General features: G+C 69.2%; 4 protein-coding genes. All 4 read right to left on the reverse strand.

Annotation, left to right across the window (positions count from 1 at the left end):
* Positions 1-16 precede the first annotated feature (16 nt).
* Entirely contained in the window at positions 17-436 is a 420-nt protein-coding gene (locus AC0Z35_RS27405; RefSeq protein ID WP_485133109.1) for an ExbD/TolR family protein, read from the reverse strand.
* A gap of 10 nt (positions 437-446) precedes the next feature.
* Complete coding sequence (locus AC0Z35_RS27410; RefSeq protein WP_104144098.1) at positions 447-2,423, reverse strand: DUF2341 domain-containing protein; 1,977 nt, start codon at positions 2,421-2,423, stop codon at positions 447-449.
* A 34-nt stretch (positions 2,424-2,457) separates the two neighbouring features.
* Complete coding sequence (locus AC0Z35_RS27415; RefSeq protein ID WP_485133108.1) at positions 2,458-4,071, reverse strand: ShlB/FhaC/HecB family hemolysin secretion/activation protein; 1,614 nt, start codon at positions 4,069-4,071, stop codon at positions 2,458-2,460.
* Between the two features lie 342 nt (positions 4,072-4,413).
* Positions 4,414-17,211, reverse strand: coding sequence for a filamentous haemagglutinin family protein (locus AC0Z35_RS27420; RefSeq protein ID WP_485133107.1), 12,798 nt, complete (start codon positions 17,209-17,211; stop codon positions 4,414-4,416).
* Positions 17,212-17,317: the final 106 nt, after the last annotated feature.

Genomic DNA, 17,317 nt, shown 5'->3' on the forward strand with positions numbered 1-17,317 from the left:
GACGTGGTTCCCGGCCCTATTGCGGCTTGCCGGTAACCAGGCCGACCTGCGCAAGCTCCAGGCGACGCAGCAGGTCCAGCACTTCCACCACCTTCTGGTACTGCACGGCGGCGTCGCCGCGCACAATCACCGGGAAGTCGGGGTTCAGTGCTTTCTCGGTACGCAGCCGGTCTTCCAGTTCGGGCAAGGTGACGGGGTAGGCGTCCAGGAACACCTGGCCGGCGTCGTTGACGGAAATCGCCTTGGTCTTGGGCTGCGACAACGCCATGGTCGAACTGGCCTTGGGCAGGTTGACCTTGATGCCGGCGACCTGCGCGGTGGCGGTCAGGATGAACATGACCAGCACAACCATCAGCACATCGACCAGCGGCGTGATGTTGATGCCGTCGACGGGCGCGTCGTCATCATCGTCCTGGGAAGTGGATACGGAAGCCATGCTGTGCTCCTTACGCGTGGGCGGGCGCGGGCTGCGCCTCGCGCATGGCGGGGTGGCCGGGGGCAGCCGCGCGCGGGGCGGTGTGATGCGCCGCTTCCTGCGCCTGGGTCTCGCCGTGCACTTCGGCCAGGCGCGTGATGAATTCGTCGACGAACACGCGCATGTCGGCGCTGACTTCCTTGTTGCGCGACACCAGGCGGTTGTAGCCAAACAGCGCGGGGATGGCCACGAACAGGCCCATCGCGGTGGCCAGCAAGGCGGCTGCCATGCCGGGGGCAATGGCGTTGATGTTCACGTCGCCCGCCATCGCCGTGCCCAGGAACACGACCATGATGCCCAGCACCGTGCCCAGCAGGCCGATGTAGGGGCCGCCCGCGATTGCGTTGGACAACGAACCCAGCTTGGAACCCAGCGCCAGGTTTTCCTTGGTGCGCACGGCGTCCATCGATGCGCGAATGGCTTCGATGGTGGCGGCCGAAATCGACGTGGTGTCGGCGCCCTGCGCGCGGCGCGTGCGGATTTCGTTGATGGCTACGCGGTACAAGCGCCACAGCGAAGCGTTCGCCAGGCGTTGCGCCAAGGCGTTGTCATCGGCCAGCAATTCCAGCCGTTGGCCGACCGTGGCGAAGCTGTCGCGAAACACCTCGTTGGCGGCGGCCACGCGGGCCACGTTGCGGCTTTTCTTGAACATGATGATCCAGGACTGCACCATCATCAGCACCAGCACGCCGATGATGATCCAGGCGTCGATCGGCACGGCCTTGAGCAAAAAGCCCAGGCCACCGAAACCGAAGCCCGACTGCTCTTCATCCGCGCCGTAAGCTACCAGGCGCGACTCGGCGCCTTGCGAGGCGGCGTCGGCGTGGATCAGCGCGGCGGAGCGCGCAACCTTGGACAGGCGCACTTCGTCCATGGCGCCCACGAACGGGGCGTACACCGGACGCGGTGCGGCAGCAGGCGCGGCGGCGTCGGCGGAGGCCGCACCGCTGGCGGTATTCGCCGCGTTCGCGGCGTTCGCGGAGTTCGTCGCCGGCGTGGCAGGCGTTGCCGACGTGGCCGACGCGGCGGAGGCGGCCGGCATCGGCACGTCGCCCCCCAGCGCGGCAGGCGTGGCCAGCGGCGGCAGGCTGGCGGCCAGCGACGCGGTGGCGCGGCCGTTCACGTACAGGTGCACCTGGCTGCCATCGGCCGTCACGGCAAGGTGCTGCCACGCGGCGGGCGTCAGCGGCTGGCCGGGCTGGCTGCGCTGGCCGTTCACTTCCACAAACGGCACGCCCTGGTTGATGCCGATCAGCAAGGCGTTGCCGGCATCGCGACGCGCATAGACCAGCTGTTCGCCGGCCGGTTGGTCGGCGCGCACCCAGGCGCTGAACGTGAACGCGCCCGCGGCCGGGATGGCCAGCGAGGGGCTGGCGGGCAGCATCAGCGGCGCGTTGCCCGTGAACTGCGCGGCGCGGCCAATCACGCCGTCGACCGCAGCGCCCGTCGGCGTCTGGCCGTGGTTGCTGTAGGCGGTGGTGTCGCGCGGCGGCGCACCGGCCGCACCGTCAAAGTGATAGACCAGCGTGTAGTTCGGGTCGAAGCTCAGTTGCCCATTGGCGGACGCGGGCGCCTTCTGGTTGCCGTAGTACATCCAGATGTCCTGGCGTTGGCCGTCGGCAAGTTCCGGCACGTCCACCCACACCAGCGCCATGCCCAGCAAGGGGTCGAACGATTCCAGCTGGTGGTTCAGCACGGTCTGATCGTCGGCCGCCACGAAGCGGATGTCGGCGCCCTTCTCGTTGATGCCGTCAAAGGTAAAGTTGCCCGTATGCAGGCGCACCAGCAGCGGCGTGCGGCCGGCGGGGCCGCCCAGCGGCAGGCCCTGCGCGGTGCTGTCAACGGTGATTTGCTTGCGGTACTGCCAATCCGGTTGCCACCAGGCGTTGGCGGCCGACGGCAAGACGCCGGCCAGCACGGTTAGCAGGAGCATCAATAGGCGTTGCATGAGTAAGACTCCGGGATGGAAAAGTGGCGTGCGCTCAGAAGCTGGCGCGCACGCTGAAGTTCAGGCGGGGATCGTGTTTGCGGGTATTGGGGCCGTCTTTCAGCGGATAGCCCCAGTCCAGCGAGCCCGACAGCCAATCGATCATTTGCAGGCGCGTGCCCAGGCCTACGCTGGCCAGCGAATAGCGCGCATCCTGCTCAGGCAGCGGGTCGCGCAAGCGCAGGCTGGCCGCGTCGGCAAAAGCGTAGAAGCGCCATTCGTTGACGTTCGCGCCCAGCCAGCGCGCCAGCGACGGCGTGCGCCATTCCAGCGACGCCAGGATGCCGTCGTCGCCCGTGCGTTCGGCCGCCAGGTACCCGCGCACGCTGGTCGCACCGCCCGCCGAGAATTGTTCGTTGGACACCAATGCACCCGAGGCCAGCTGGAACGATCCGCGCAGGCCCAGCTGCCAGTCGCCAAACAGGTTTTGCGTGTGCGTGCCGTCGCCGCGCACCAGGGCAAAGCTGGGGTTGGCCTGATAGCGCTTGTCGTCGAATTCCTTCCAGTCGCTGCCCTGGTTGAAGAAGGAACCGCTGGCGCCGACCAGCGACAAGCCCAGGCTGCTTTGCGAGGACTCGCTGTAGCGGTAGCCGTTGTAGGCCAGCGTGAACGGCAGGTACTTGATGGGAATCTGGTCTTCGTTGGCGCCAAAGCGGGTGGACTCGTCGAACTTCTTGTAGTCCAGGCCGAGGGACAGCGAATTGCTCCAGTCGCCTTGCGGGTCCATCGTGTAGATCGCCGACAAGCCGAACGAATAGCCCTTGCCCAGCACGTTGGTGCCGCCGATGGTGGCCACGTTGCTGTCGCTTTTGTAGCCGGAGAATTGCAAGGCCCAGCGCGGCGCCAGCGGCATCGAATACGAACCCGACCACACCTTGGCGTTGTCCGTATCCTGCGGCGCGGTAAAGAACGTCAGGCTGACGGAATGGCCCAGCTGCCACAGGTTGTCATAGCCCAGCGAGGCCGTGCTGCGCAGGCGCGAGGTATCCGCGCTGTAGTCGTTGTTCAAGCCGACGCTGGCATGCCAGGGGCTTTTGTCTTCCACCTTCAGGTCCACGTCCATCGTGCCCGGCAAGCGCCCTTCCTTGACGAGCGGCACCACCTGACGGCCGGCGCCCTTGTTCAGCCCGGTCAGCTCGGCCTGCGCCTGGTTGAAGTTAGGCACCTGCCCTTCCTGCAACGCGGGCACCTCGTCGCGAATGGTCAGCGGCGAATAGTGCTGCGCGCCCACCACGCGCACGCGGCCGATCTTGGTCTCGGACACTTGCAGGAAGACGATGCCATCGGCCACCTGCTGCTCGGGCAGGTCCACATAGACGGACTGGTAGCCCTGTTCCTGATAAATCGTCTGCAAGGCTTCGCGCGCCGATTCAATATCGGCCAGCGTGCGGTCAGGCCCAAGATAGGGATAGACGGCGCGCTCGATGTCGCGCGCTTGCAGCACGGTGTTGCCGCGCACGATGTATTCGTTGATGTTGACGCGGCGCTCTACGCCCGTGGGCGCGTCCTGCGCCAGGGCGCCGTTCATGGCAATGGCCAAGGCAAACGCATGCGGCGCACGGCGCAATATGGTGCGCAACGCGCTACCCCTACTTTCGAAATCATGCATGACGATGCACTCAGTTCCTTGTGTGAAAACCGGTCGGTGCCGGCCGCTACTGTGCAGCGCTACGCGACAATTTCGTTACGGCTTTTGCCCGCAACAGCGCGTCCATGGCTTCTGCTTGTTACTAGACGTACTGGCAGGCCCGGGACGACGCGTTGTAAGAAAAACTTCATGAAAAAGAATCGCGGCGTGCGCGGTCGCCGGGGGTCGCCGCCTTGCGCGGGGATTCTGGCCACGCGACATGACGGCGAATGCAGTGCAAGCGGCGTGGCGAAAAAAAAACGCGGCCGGTGCAAACCGGCCGCGCATACCAGGCATGGTTGGGGCATGCAGGAGGCACTTCCCTTACATCGTCAGGCGGCTTTTCTCCTCGGCGCTCAAGCCGCCGGTTTCGCTGGCGTTCAGCGCACCCGCGCCCAGCACCTGCACGGCGCTGGCGGCGTCGTACTTGGGCGCCGCCGATGCCGCCCCGGCCGGCGGCGCGGTCGGGGCGGCGCCCGCCACCGGCTCGTCGCCATAGCCCAGGATCTGCACATTGATGACCGACGGCTGATTCTGGCGCGCTTCGTTTTGCGCACGCTGCGCCGAGGCCTCGGCCGCATTGACGGCCGAAGTCGCCGCCGCGCTGGCCGATGACAACGCGCCGGTGTTGACGGCCGCCGACACCGGCACGCCCGCGCTGTCGCCCTGGGCCTGGATGTTGGCGGCGTTCACCACCTGCAAGGCCGCGATGTTGACGTTGCCCGACACGCGGATGCCGGCCTCGCCCGCGTCGATCGTGCCCAGCGGCGCGTACAGGTCCACGTCGCCCGCCGGCACTTCCGGCAGCGGCGCCAGCGTGGCGATGCCCGCGCCGGTGCTGGGCGCATTGGGCGACAAGGTCACGTTGCCCACGGCGTCATATTCCCGCTTGGGCGGCGAATACAGCACCGTGGTCTTGGACCCGCGACCCGCGTTGATGTCGCCTTCGGCCGACCACGCCGTGATGCCGCCGCCAAAGGTCGTCATGACGCGGCTTTGCCCCAGCAGGATGCTGCCTTGCGCATACAGCTGGATGTTGCCTTCGCCCTGCGTGATGATGCCGGCCGTGGCGGGCGGCGCCACGCCTTCCACGCCGAACACCTGCTGCCCGCCCGGCGTCATCAACTGGATGTCGCCGCCGAAGCTGCTGCGGATGCCCGCCGCGCCGTACAAGGTGATGTCGCCGTCATACGCGCCGGGCGTCGCGTCGGAAAACAACGCGGCGATGGCCTGGCGACCGCGCAGATAGCTGCCGTTGCGCGGGCTGCTCTTGTCGTTGTATTCGCGGCCCCCGGCACGCAGCTCGGCAAAATACACCTGCCGCGCGAAGATGCGTTGCTGCTCGGCGGGCAGCGCCGCGAACACCGCGCGCGCATCGTCCGTGCTGCCGGCAAAGCCATAACGCTGCGTCAACCACAGCAGCAGTTCGGCCTCGTAGGTCTTGAAGGCCAGGCCCTGGTCGACCAAGGGGCGGCCGGGGTCGGCGGCCTTGGCCGGGTCCAGATAGCGGTCGATAAAGCCCGCGTAATCCGGCCCCTTGGCGCCCACGCCCGCCTGCACGGCGATGGACGCGCCCAGCCGGTGGTCGCCCGACAGCACCGGCCCCAGGCTGGTAATGGACGCGCGATCCGCCATCAACACGTGACGCCCCGCCGATACCTCCAGCACGCCGGGGCCGGCCACCTGGAACGAGCTGTACAGGATGTCGCGCCCGGCGGACACGCGCGATACGTCCAGCGCGTCGCGGTGCAGGAACAGGTTGCCGGCCGAGGTCACCGACGTCGAGCTGGCGCCAAAGTTCATGCCGTTGGTCGTGGGCACATCGGTCTTGACGCCGGTGTCGGTACCCGAGGCCACGATGTCGCGGCCCGCCATCATCCACACCGGGCCCGACGCCTCGTACCACGTCTGCCCGGTATTCGGCCCCTGCGAGACCGAGAGTGCTTCGCCGGTGCGCAGCCCCACGATGTCGCCATCGCGGGCGTAAAAGCGCGTCACCGCATTGGAACCCGCCGCGCCGGCCGTCGGCGCATTGAAATAGAACAAGGGGAAATGGGTGTCGCGGGCGCCATCGATGCCGTCCACGCCCTTGTTGCCCAGGGCCACATTGGAGTTGGCTTCGGACAGGTAGCCCGCAAAGGCCGGCGCGAACACGTTGGCCACGCTGGCGGGGTCGGCGCCCGAACGGTTGATGGCGTAGCCGCCCGCGTAGATGGAATTGCCGGCCAGCACTTCCAGCTGGCCACGCGCGCCCGGCGCCAGGGTCAACGAATACGGCAGCCCCGAGGCCTCGTTGTTCAGGTAGCCGGCCGACACGCCCGCATACACGCTGCCGTCGTAGGCGGTGGCGCGAAGAATCGACGGATACAGATAGCGTCCGTCCGACGGCGACGTATTGCGCCCGGTCTGCACCGACAGCCCCTGCGCGCTGTGCGAGGTCTGCCGGCTGGGCGTCAGGTTGCCGCCCGCGCTGGACAGTTCGATGGCGGTGTTCTCGGTCCACATCGAGAACCAGCTGGTGCCGCCGCCGGTGCGCAGGGTGCCATCAAGCAGGTAATACGGCGTGGTGTTGGGCACCGCCACGCGGCCGGGGTCGCCGGCGCCGCCCACCACCAGGTCGCCGCGCGTATCGATGCGCATGACCGAGTCGCCGGGAATCAGCACCAGCCCGCCCGTGGCGCTGGCCAGGGTGGAGACATACGGGTCGTAGCCGCGGCTGTCCTTGGCGTCCTGCTGGTTGACTTCGTTGCCGTACCGCAAATCCAGGCCGCCCACCGCGCCGCTGGATAGCCCGGCGTGGCCGCGCAGGTTGATCAGCGCGCCTTGCAGGTCCAGCGCGGGTTCGCCGTAGTAGGGCGTGGGGCCCACGGTGGACGAGACCCGTCCGCGTGCGCTCTGCGTGGGGTTAAGCCCGCCGCCCACACGGATGTCGATGTCGCCGCCGCCCGTCAGCGTGATGGCGCCATCGGCCGCGACACGCCCGGTGCTGCCCACCGCCACGATCAAGCCCTGGCCGCGCGGGTTGGTGACGGACCCGCGCGATTCGATATTGCCGGCGTCGCCGTCCACGCGCAGGTTGACGTTGCCGCCGCCCAGCGCGCCAAAGCCCGTGAAGCCCACCAGCAGCGGCGTGTTGTCCTTGAAGTCGGAAGGCGCCTTGACGTAGCTGCCGAAGTTGATCCACCACGCGGTGGGCGTATCGCCGCCGTTGGCGCTGCCCGAGCCTTGCCGCCACAACCAGTTGCCCACGCCCACGCTGGGCGCCAGCACGCGCGCGTCGAAGGGGCCACCGGTGGTCTTGCCCCACACGTCGCCGCGCAGGGCGCCGCCGGTGTACAGGCCCAGGTTGCCGCCTTGTTCCGGATACCAGGCTTGATAAGTGCCGCCCTCCGATACGAAGGGTTCGTAGGTGCTGGAATGCGCATCGCCCAGCACCGTGGCTTCGTAGCGGCCGCGCGGCAGCTGGTAGGCGGGCGCCACGTCGGCGGACTGCGTGCCCGCCGTGTAGACCCCGTAAGCCGACATCAGGCTGATGTCACCGCCGGCCGCCAGGTCCAGGTCGCCCGTGCCGGTGCGCAGCACGCTGAAGTTCTGCGTGTGCGCGGTTACCGTCGTCGACGACTTGTTCTCATAGCACTGCTCTGGCGAGCGCGCACACTTTTCCAGGTCTTCGTCCGACACCGGCGACCCGGCGGGCTGACCGTACGTGTTGTCCGGCGCCCAGGCCCAGCGGGGCGGCGGCAGGCACAGCCCTTCGATCGCGTCGCACAACCACAGCAGGTCTTCCGGCACCGGCGCATAGGGCTCGAAGCCGGAGGGGCCCGCCTCGGGGCCCCACACCAGGCCGGCGCCCATCGCCAGCGTGACGTTGTAGTGGCTGTCGGCCAGGTTCAGCTTGCCGGCGCCAGGGCCGGGTTGCACGCGCAGCGGGTCCGCCGCATCCAGGTCCGCGCCGGCCACCAGGCGCAACGACCACGACTGGCTCCCGGCGGGCAACATCTGCGCCAGCGCCCAGTTGCGCCGCTGGTCGGCCGTCGTGCCGGGGCGCAATTCGACATAGTCCACGCCATCCGGAAACACCAGCTTGGCCTGCGACGGAATCACCGCGCCTTGTTTGAGCGTGATCGTGCCCGCCATCAACAACACGTTGGGCTCGTAGCCTTGCGTGGTGTACAGGTTGGGCAGCGCCACATTGGCCGGCCACGTGAACGCCTGCAGGGCCGTACCCGCCGTCAACAGCGTGCCCGCGCCCAGGCGCGTGCCCACCGGCAGGTCCACCGCCTGCTTCAGGATGCTGCCCGCCGCGTACAGCAACTGCCCGGCCGCATCGCGCACATCGCCGGACATCACCGTGCCCGCCGCGATGGACAGCGGCTGGTTCAGCGCCGCTTCAACGGGCAGGCGCGTGCCGGCGGCCAGCGTCGTCGGCTGCAAGGGCAGCGCGTAGTTCAGCGTTTTTCCACCGGGAAATTCGGTGCCGTTGGCAAGCACAACGCCGCCGCGCGGCAGCACCACGTCGCCGCCGAAGGGCTGCGCGCCCGGCGTCAGAATCCAGCCGTGCTCGTCGTCGGGCGTGGCTGCCGGCGGCGCGAAGCCGTCGTTGATGCTGCCGAAGACGTCCAGATTGCCCTTGGCGCGCAAGGTCAGCGCGCCCGCCTCGCCCGAGCCGTACACCGACGTCATGGCCGAACGCGGGTTCAGGCTGGCATAGCGATAGCCCGACAGGTCCAGGTCGCCTTGCACGACCAGGTCGCCATCGCCCGTCTTGCTGACGATTTCCACGCCCGGCCGCAGGTGGAACACGTCGCGGTAGGTGGCGTTGTTCAAGCCTGCAAGCTTGGCGTTCAGCAGATTGCCGTTTGCCAGTGCGTTGCCGATGAACGTTGCGCTGTCGCCATGCAACGTGTCCAGATAGGCCTGGTCGATGATCTGATGGCTGCGTCCGTTGGCGCGGTCGGCCGGGTCGCCGACGCGCGCGTCGTCATAACGCTGCATGGCCACCAGCGAAATGGATTTGGCGCCGTCGATGGCCAGCGGCCCACGTGCGTCGATAGCGATGTCGCCGGCCGTGGCCGCCGCGCCGCCATTGACGCCCGCGTTGCCCGCCGCGTCGATACGCGGCGCCAGCAAGTCGAGCGTGCCCCGCGATGCCCCATCGTGCTGACCCGCGCCGGTACCTGCCGTGGCGGCGGTGCCGTGGCGCAGGTCGATGCGCGCGCCGCCGGCCAGCGTCAACACGCCGCGCCCGGCGTTCAGTTCGACCACCGCGCGGTTGGGCGCGTCGATGATCTTGCCGTAGCTGTCCACGCGCAACACGGTGCCGTGCGTGTCCAGCACGGCGTTGGACGCCAGGGTCAGCCCGTCGCGCGCGGCCAGGCGGATGCGGCCCACGCGTTCGCCGCTGGCATCGACCACGCCGGCCACCGTCAGGCTGCCGCTGTCGATCGACAGGTTGATGTCATTGGCGCGCAGCGTGTTGCCCAGCGTCAGGCTGCCTTGCTTGAGCTGGAAGCTGCGCGCGCCGAAGACGCCGCCCTCGTTCAGGCGCTGGTTAAGCGCATCGAAATCCGTGCTAAGCGTGGCCGCCGTGCCCAGATGCTGGGCGCGCACGTCGATGCTGCCCGCGCGATACGGCACGGCGGTACCGCCGGCATCGTAATGGCCCGAGCTGGCGCCCAGGATGCGACCTTGCAGGTCGACCACACCGGCCGACGCCGCCAGCGCATCGGCCCGCAGCGTGCCCGCGTTGTTCTGTTGCGCCGACAGGTCGATCAGCGCACCGCCCGCTTGCCGGATGCCACCCTGCGCGCTTTCCAGGATCACGTCGCCGCCCCAGCTGTAGCGCAGCACGTCGTTGAACGCGATGGCCCGGCCGGACACGTCGATTTGCGACGCCCCGGTCAGCAACACGCCGTCGCGGCCTTGCAACGTGAGCTTGCCGCTGGGCAGCACGATACGGCCGTCGACTTGCACCGTGGCGCCGGACAGGCCGACTTGCGCGCCCAGGTCCTGCACGGCCGCCACCGGCCCGGCGCCGGCGCCGGACAGGCGCACGTCGCCGCCCGCCAGCATCTGGTTCACCGAACCCGCGCCCCCGGTCAACAGCGGCGTGTTCAGGTTCAGGTTGCCGCCGCGGTACGCGTAGCGGCCGGTGCTGCTGTCGAATGCGCCCTGCGATTCATACACGGACAAGCTGCCGCGATGGTTTGCCGTGATCCGGTCGCTGGCGTTCAGGTTGACGCTGGCAAAGCCCAGCGCCAGACGCGCATTGTCTTCCTGGCCGCTGGGCTGCGCGCCCTGGCCATAGCCGAATTCAATGCGCTCGGCGTCGATGCGCAGCACGCCCTTGCCCGCGCCCGCGCCGCCGGCCACCACTGCGCCGGGCGCTTGGGTTGCGCCGTTCCAGATCAGGTTCTGGGTGCGGATGCCCGCCTCGTCGCCCGCGTCGCCAAACCCGTAGATGGCCGGGGTGCCCAGCGCCAAGGTCGCCAGGCTGTATTTGCCGGTGACCGGGTCGCGCGTGTCCAGCGCGACGGTGCCGTAGAAGTTCATCGCGTCGCGCGCGGTCAGCGTCAACACTTCCAGCGCGGGCGCGCCCATGCTGGTGTCGCCGCGCAGCAAGCGGGCCAGGATGTCCTGGTTCAGCGTCAGGCCGCTGGGCAGGATGCCCTGCGCCGCCGCCTGCGCCAGCGTTTGCGCCGTGCCGACATTGACGGCGCCAACGGCCAAGGACAGGTTGCGGGTGCCGTAGCGCACCTGCTCGCCCAGGTCGAAGGCGCCGTTGGTGGCGGCGGCGATGGTGCCTTCGGAATACAGGCGCGTCACATCGTTGCACGCCGTGGTGGCGCATGTGCCGATGCGGATGGCGCCGGTGGCCAGCGCGTCGGGCGCCAGCACGTCAAGGCGGCCATTGGACACGGCCAGCAGGCTGGCGCTGCCCGGTTGGAAGGCGTAGCCGCTGGTGGAATCCACGGACGGCGCGCCCCGGCCCAGCGTCGATATCCCGGCGCCAGCTTCAAGCTCGATGGTGTTCGCCGAGAGCAGCACTTCGGGCGCGGTCAGCTGCGCGCCGGTGCGCAGCACCACTTCGCGGGCGGACTGCTGGAAGGTATAAAAGCGCCCGCCCTGCCCGTAGGACACCACCGGCATCGCACCGACGACCAGGCGGCTGGCGCCCAGCGCCGTCAGCGCATCGGCGCCCACCGACGTGCCCGCGAAGCCTGCCGTGGGCGCCTGGCCCGGGGCCAGGATCTCCACCGCGGTGCTGCCGCCGTTCACCGCCACGGCGCCACCGAAGCCACCTTGCGCAGCCTTGAAATTGGCCTGGCCTTCAAAACTGAACGCCTGCCCGTCGGACGAACCGGGATGCAGCGCCAAGCGCAGGGTCCGTGCGTCGGCGGGCAGCATCGCGCGTGGCACGCCGCGCGTCACGGCGTCCGCCGCCACAAAGCTGGCGTAGCTCATCTCGTTGTATTGCGACAGGGTCCGCAGCACGTTCGCCGGCGTCAGGATGACCGCGCTGGCCAGGCTGTTCGCCACCTGTGTGCCGGCGGTCGACAAGGACCCGCTTGCGGCCCAGGACTGGTTGCGCATCCGCATGGGCGTCACCGCCGCGCCCGCCGTGGCCGCGCCGTTGATCTCGACGCGGAATGCGCCGGGCAGCAAGGCATAGGTGGACGGCAGCAAGGTGTAGGTGCCGGCCGGCAAGCCGGGCACGCCCGCGCCCAACGTGATCTGCCGGCCCACGCCGGGCGTGGACGCGCCGGCCTCGCCGCCCACCGGGGCCACGGGCGCCTGCGCCCCGGGCACGATGGCGTACACCGGGTTGGCGGCCAGGCCGGGCAACGTAAAGCCGCCGTCGGGGTTGTTGCGCACCAGCGGCGCGTAGCGCGCATCGGTGGAACCGCCCCGGCCAGACACAAAGCCCGCGCCGGTCAACTCGCCGCCACCGGACAGGTCCAGCACCGAGCCCGGCAGCGCATCCACGTCCTGGAATGCCAGGGTAACGCCGGTGCGCAGCGCGGCCTGGTCGCCGATGCCGGCTGCGCCCCCCACGCCCACCAAGGACACCGGCGCGCCCTTGAACTGATACGACACGCCGTCCGTCGTGCCGCCATAAGGCATCAACAAGCCGGCGCCGCTGACCGAGGTCACGCTGCCGGGCAGCAGGCTCAGGCGTTGCGTGCCCATCCGTTCGCTCAGGTCGCCGAGCACAATGGCGCCCAGCGGCGCGCGGATGACGCCGCCCTGCTCTACGGTGGCGGCCGCCAGGCGCAACGAGCCGAACGCCGAATACGGAATGGGCGGCAACGCAGCCGTCGCGGCATCGTGACGCGCCACGGTCAGGCGGCGATCGGGGTCGAACCCCTGCGTGCCGTCCTCGCGCCGCGTGTAGCCGGCCAGCACTTCGGCCTCGGCGCCGGTGGCGGGATAGACCTGCGCGGCAATCAATGCCAGATCGCCACGTGTCCACAGTCGCGTGCGCGGTTCGTTGTCGTTGTTGGCCAGAAAGCGCAGGTCGCCCGCGCTGTCCAGCGTCACGCGATCAAAGCCCGCGCGCGCCACCGGCAGCGCACCGCCCACGCCGCGCACGATCGAGCCCTGCGTGCCGAAGGACAAGCTGTTGCCCACTTCCAGCAGATTGCCGGCGCGCACGGTGAAGGCGCCTTCGCCCACCTCTGCCGCATCGGCGAACAACACGCGCGGGCGCAGCACGCCATTGGTGGCCGCATACTTGCCCAGGCCGGACAGCCGCACATACGACGACGCCAGGTTCACGCGCGTTTGGGCGGCGGCTGTTGCGGCGGCTGGTGCCTCGGCTTGCGGCGCCACCGAGAACGCGCCGGCGTACAGGCGCAGGCTTTGCGCCGTCTGGATGTTGACGTCGCCGTCAAAGGACATGAGGCCGTTGGACAGCAGCCCCAGATGATCGAAGCCCCCGCCTGCCAACAAGCGCGTGGTGTCCAGGCGGGTCTGGCCATAACGCAGGCCCTCTTCGGCCTCGCCCGGTTTCAGGTCGGCGCGCAGGCCCTGACCGGGAGCGGTCGCGCCCAGCACCAGCTCGCGCGGCACTTGCACGTCGATGCTTGAAACGTTGTCGCCCGCAATGCGGTACAGCGGGGTTTCCAGCGCGATATCCAGCGTGCCGCCCGATGCGTTGGCGCCGCCCGCCCGTGCGATGAACGTGCCGTCCAGATGCAGGCCGTTGTAGGAACTGAGCGAGATGCGGCCACCGTCGCCGTTCAGTGGCACCGCGCCCACGCCGTTCACGTCCACCACCGTGCCCGCGCCCGACGCGTTCAGCACCGCGCCGGGGCGCACAATCACGTAGGCGTCGGCCGACGTCGCCGTGGCGCGGTCGTGATTGATCTCGCCGCCGATCACGATGACGCCGCCCGAGTCCGCCACGCCATAGCGGCGGCCCTGCGCGTCGATGCCACTTTCCGCGCGCCCGGCCACGTCCAGCACCGCCTGTTCGCCGATCCAGATCGAGCGGTTGTGCAGTTCGCCATCCGCGGTGTCGAAGGACTCGGCCACGTCCAGCGTGCCCACGCGCAGTTGTCGAATATCGATCTTGCCGCCGGCGGCCGTCAGCGCGCCCGCGACCGTGATCTGCCCGGCGCCCAGCAGTTCGATGCTCTGGCCCGGGTCCACATTGATGCGCGCGCCCCGGCCGATGTTCAGTTCGACCAGCTTGTCGGCGCCCGCGGTCGCCACGCTGCGACCGCTTTGCAACAGCAGTCTGGCGCCGCGCCGCCGCGTTGCCGTGCCCGCCACGGGATCATGTTGATAGACGGGCGGCAGCCACGTGTCCAACACCGCTGCCGGGTCCGTGCCGGTGGGCACGCCTTGCGCGCCCGACACGGGGCGATAGACGGGCATCAGCACATCCACGCGCGCATCGTCAGCCACGGTCAGGCCCTGGCTGCCGGTAATCTCGTAACGCGAATAGCCCTGCTGGAAGAACGGCGCGGCCAGGGTCAGCGTGGCCTCGGCGGACGCCAAGGGGTCGGCGCCGACAGCCACGGCTGCCGCGCCCCCGGCCGCTGTGCCGGACGCATCCGGCACGGCACCCGGCACGGAGGGCTGCACCGCTGCCGGGCCATCGCCCAACACGATCTTGCCCGCCACCAGTTTCAGCGTGCCGCCGCCTTCCACGCCGTAGCCGCGCAATTGCGCGCCCAGGGTCACCTCGCCCACGGAGCCGTCGCCGGCCGCCACCGCGTCTATGGTCGTGTTGCCGCCCTTGCCGCCCGTCACCTTGTTCTTGGGCCGCAACACCGCGCCAGAGCTGACGTCGATGACGCTGCCCGCCGCCAGCTGGATATCGCCGCTGCCGCGCACGGACACCGAGCCGCCGTTCAGGTACGGCATCGCGGCCGTCTGTTCGGGCGACAGGGCCAGGTTGGTCCACATGCCCGTGGCGTCCAGCCGCGTGCGCGCGCTGAGCGCGACGCGGGGCCCATCCCCCTCGCCCGCCGCGCCCGCCACGCCTGCCACCGTATCGGTCACCCCCGACGGCGAGATCTGGCTCAACACATTGCCCAGCCGGATGCTGCCGGCGCGTGCCGTCAGCGTGGCATCCACCGACACCTGGTTCGCGAACAAGGTGATGTCGCCGGCCGGTCCCACCTTCAGATCCGACTGCACGGTGATGTCCTGCGCGGCGATCTTGATGGCGCCCAGCCCCGCGCGGTTCAGCTGGGCGGTGTCCAGTTGCACGGTGCCCGCGCGGTCGTCCGGCAACGCCGTGTCCAGATCCAGACCCGCCGCAATCGCGGCCACCTGGTCCGACAAGCTGACATGCTGGATCGTGTTTTCCGACAGGCCCAGCGCGTATTGCAACGCGCCCGTGCGCTTGTCGTAGTAAGGCGTGTACGTGCCCACCACCAACTGCGCACCGCGCGCCGCCGCCCGTTGCGATTGCTGATAGCCGTCCAGCCCCGCTTGCGCGGCGGCGGTCTGGCGTTCGCCTTGGTAGGTCTGGCCGACGAGCTCGCCTTCCAGCACCGCGCTGCGGGTGCCGATCAACAGCCTGCCCGCGTCGCGCCCCACCGTGTAGCCGCTTTCGAAACGTTCCTTGGGCGCGATCAGCGGATTGTAGAAATACTGCGTCTGGCCCCAGCGCTCGTGCGTGGCCTCATAGCCCTTGTACAGGCCGGTATAGGCCAGGTCGCCGGGCGCGCGCGACACCTCGTACAGCCGGCCATCCGCCCCGCGCAGCCAGGTCTGCCGGATCTTGCCGTCCTGCACGTCCAGCGTGCCGCCCGACACGTTGATCTGCGAACCGGCCCGCGTCACGACGTCGCCGCCCGTGAATTCCACGTTGCCGCCCTGCGCCATCCATTCGTTGACCGCATGACCCTGCGTGCCCAGATACCCGCTCACCTCCAACAGGCCGCCCGCCGTGTACCAGCGGTCGGTGGCGTAGCCGTTGGTGCCGGCCGGCACCAGCACCAGGTCGCGCGCATCTACCCAGATGTCGTTGTTGTTCAGCTTGCCGCTATCGCGGTTGATCGGCGCGTCGCGCTGCTCGTTGCCCTGGACGTTGATCTTGACGCTGTTGTTCTCCATCGCCACGGGCACGCCCACGGCGCCCGCCACGTCCAGAATCGCGCCCTCGCGCACCAGCGCGCGCTGCGTGGCCTGCACGGCGATCTGCCCGCCCGTGGCCAGCGTGATCGACCCGGTGGCAAAGTCCACCGTGCCGGAACTGTTGATTTCCACGCGCGACAACTCGCGCCGGTCCGCGCCCGCCGCCACTACTGTCGCATCGGTTGCCGGGGTGACCGGCACGCGCAGGCCGTCGCGCTGGCTGTCCAGCGCCAGTGCGCCGCTGCGGTCCAGCAGGATGGCCGTGGTGCCGGATTCAGCCAGGGTGATCTTGCCGCCCTCGCCCACCGCGTTCAGGTGGACCGTGCCGCGCGTATCGACCGACGTGCTGGACAGCACCACGCCGCTTTGCACGACGTCACCGCCCGTCATCGTCACGTCGCCCACGGCGGCCTGGATCAGGCCCGTGTTGGCAACGCGACCCGGCGTGCCGGTGGGCGTGACTTCGTTGCCCTTGGTGGTGGACAGCAGATTGCCGGACGTGCCCTGGCCACGCTTGATGACGAAGTTGTCGCCCGCCGCCAGCGCGGCTTGCCCGGACGGCGTGTTGATCGTGCCCGCGTTGTTTACTTCCTTGCCCAGCAGCAGCACATAGCCGCCGCCCGCCGTGGACGTGGCCGGCGCCGCCGTGCCGATCAACGCACCGGCCTGCACGTCGATATTGCCGCGCGCGTCGGTAAAGGTCGGCTGCGCGCCGTTGTCGGCGTACACCCCCTTGTCACGAAACTGCGCGTCGGTGATCGCGCCGGCGGCGGCCACCACGTTGCGCGCGTTGACCTGGCTGGTGCCGGTGAAGATCACGCCGTTCTGGTTCACCACCATCACGGTGCCGTCGGCCTTGATCGCGCCCTGGATCTGGCTGGGCTTGGCCGCCGCGCCCACCACCCGGTTCAGCACCGCGTCGTCCGCGCCCTGCTTGAATTGCAGCGTCGTGTTGCGCCCGACGTTAAAGCTGTCCCAGTTCAGGATGGCGCGCGATTGCGTCTGTTCGATGGTGACGACCTGGCGGCCGTTCTGCACGCTGGGCGACGCGGCTTTCGCGCCTTCCCATTTGGCCAGGTCCCCCGTGGCGGCCCACAAGCCGCCCTCGACCAGGCCGTCGGGCACATCGGCGCCACCGGCGGCGGCCGCCGCGCGCGCTGCCGCCTGCGCGGCTTGCTGCGCGGCGACGGCGGCGGCCGAGCGGTTCAGGTTATCCAGCGACCGCTGCAACTGCTGGCGCGATTGCGCCTGTTGGCGCGCGCCGGCGCCTATGCCCGCCATACTGCCGTCGGGCATGCGGCCGGTGCGCTGCGCCGTCGACTGCACGGCATTCTTGTCCGAGAACCAGCCGGGGCTGAAGGCGCGCTGCTGCGCCTGCGCCGCGCCGCTGGCGCTGCCTGCGATCAGCAGCGCGGTGACCGCCTGGGACAGTGGCGTCGGACGCCAGTTCGGGCGCTGCCGCCCCGGCACCCGCCCCATGTTCCGCTTGCCACCCGAGTCCGACATCCGTGCCTGCATGATCGCCATCCCTTGTTCCAATCGCGCGAGTTCTTCACTTAGAACAAGACAGACGGATAGAAAAATGCAGACCAGAACGCTGTCACAAATAATTCATCCAGACAGGCGTTTTACG

It is taken from the genome of Achromobacter sp. 1L-A-4-B-C2, assembly GCF_057291955.1.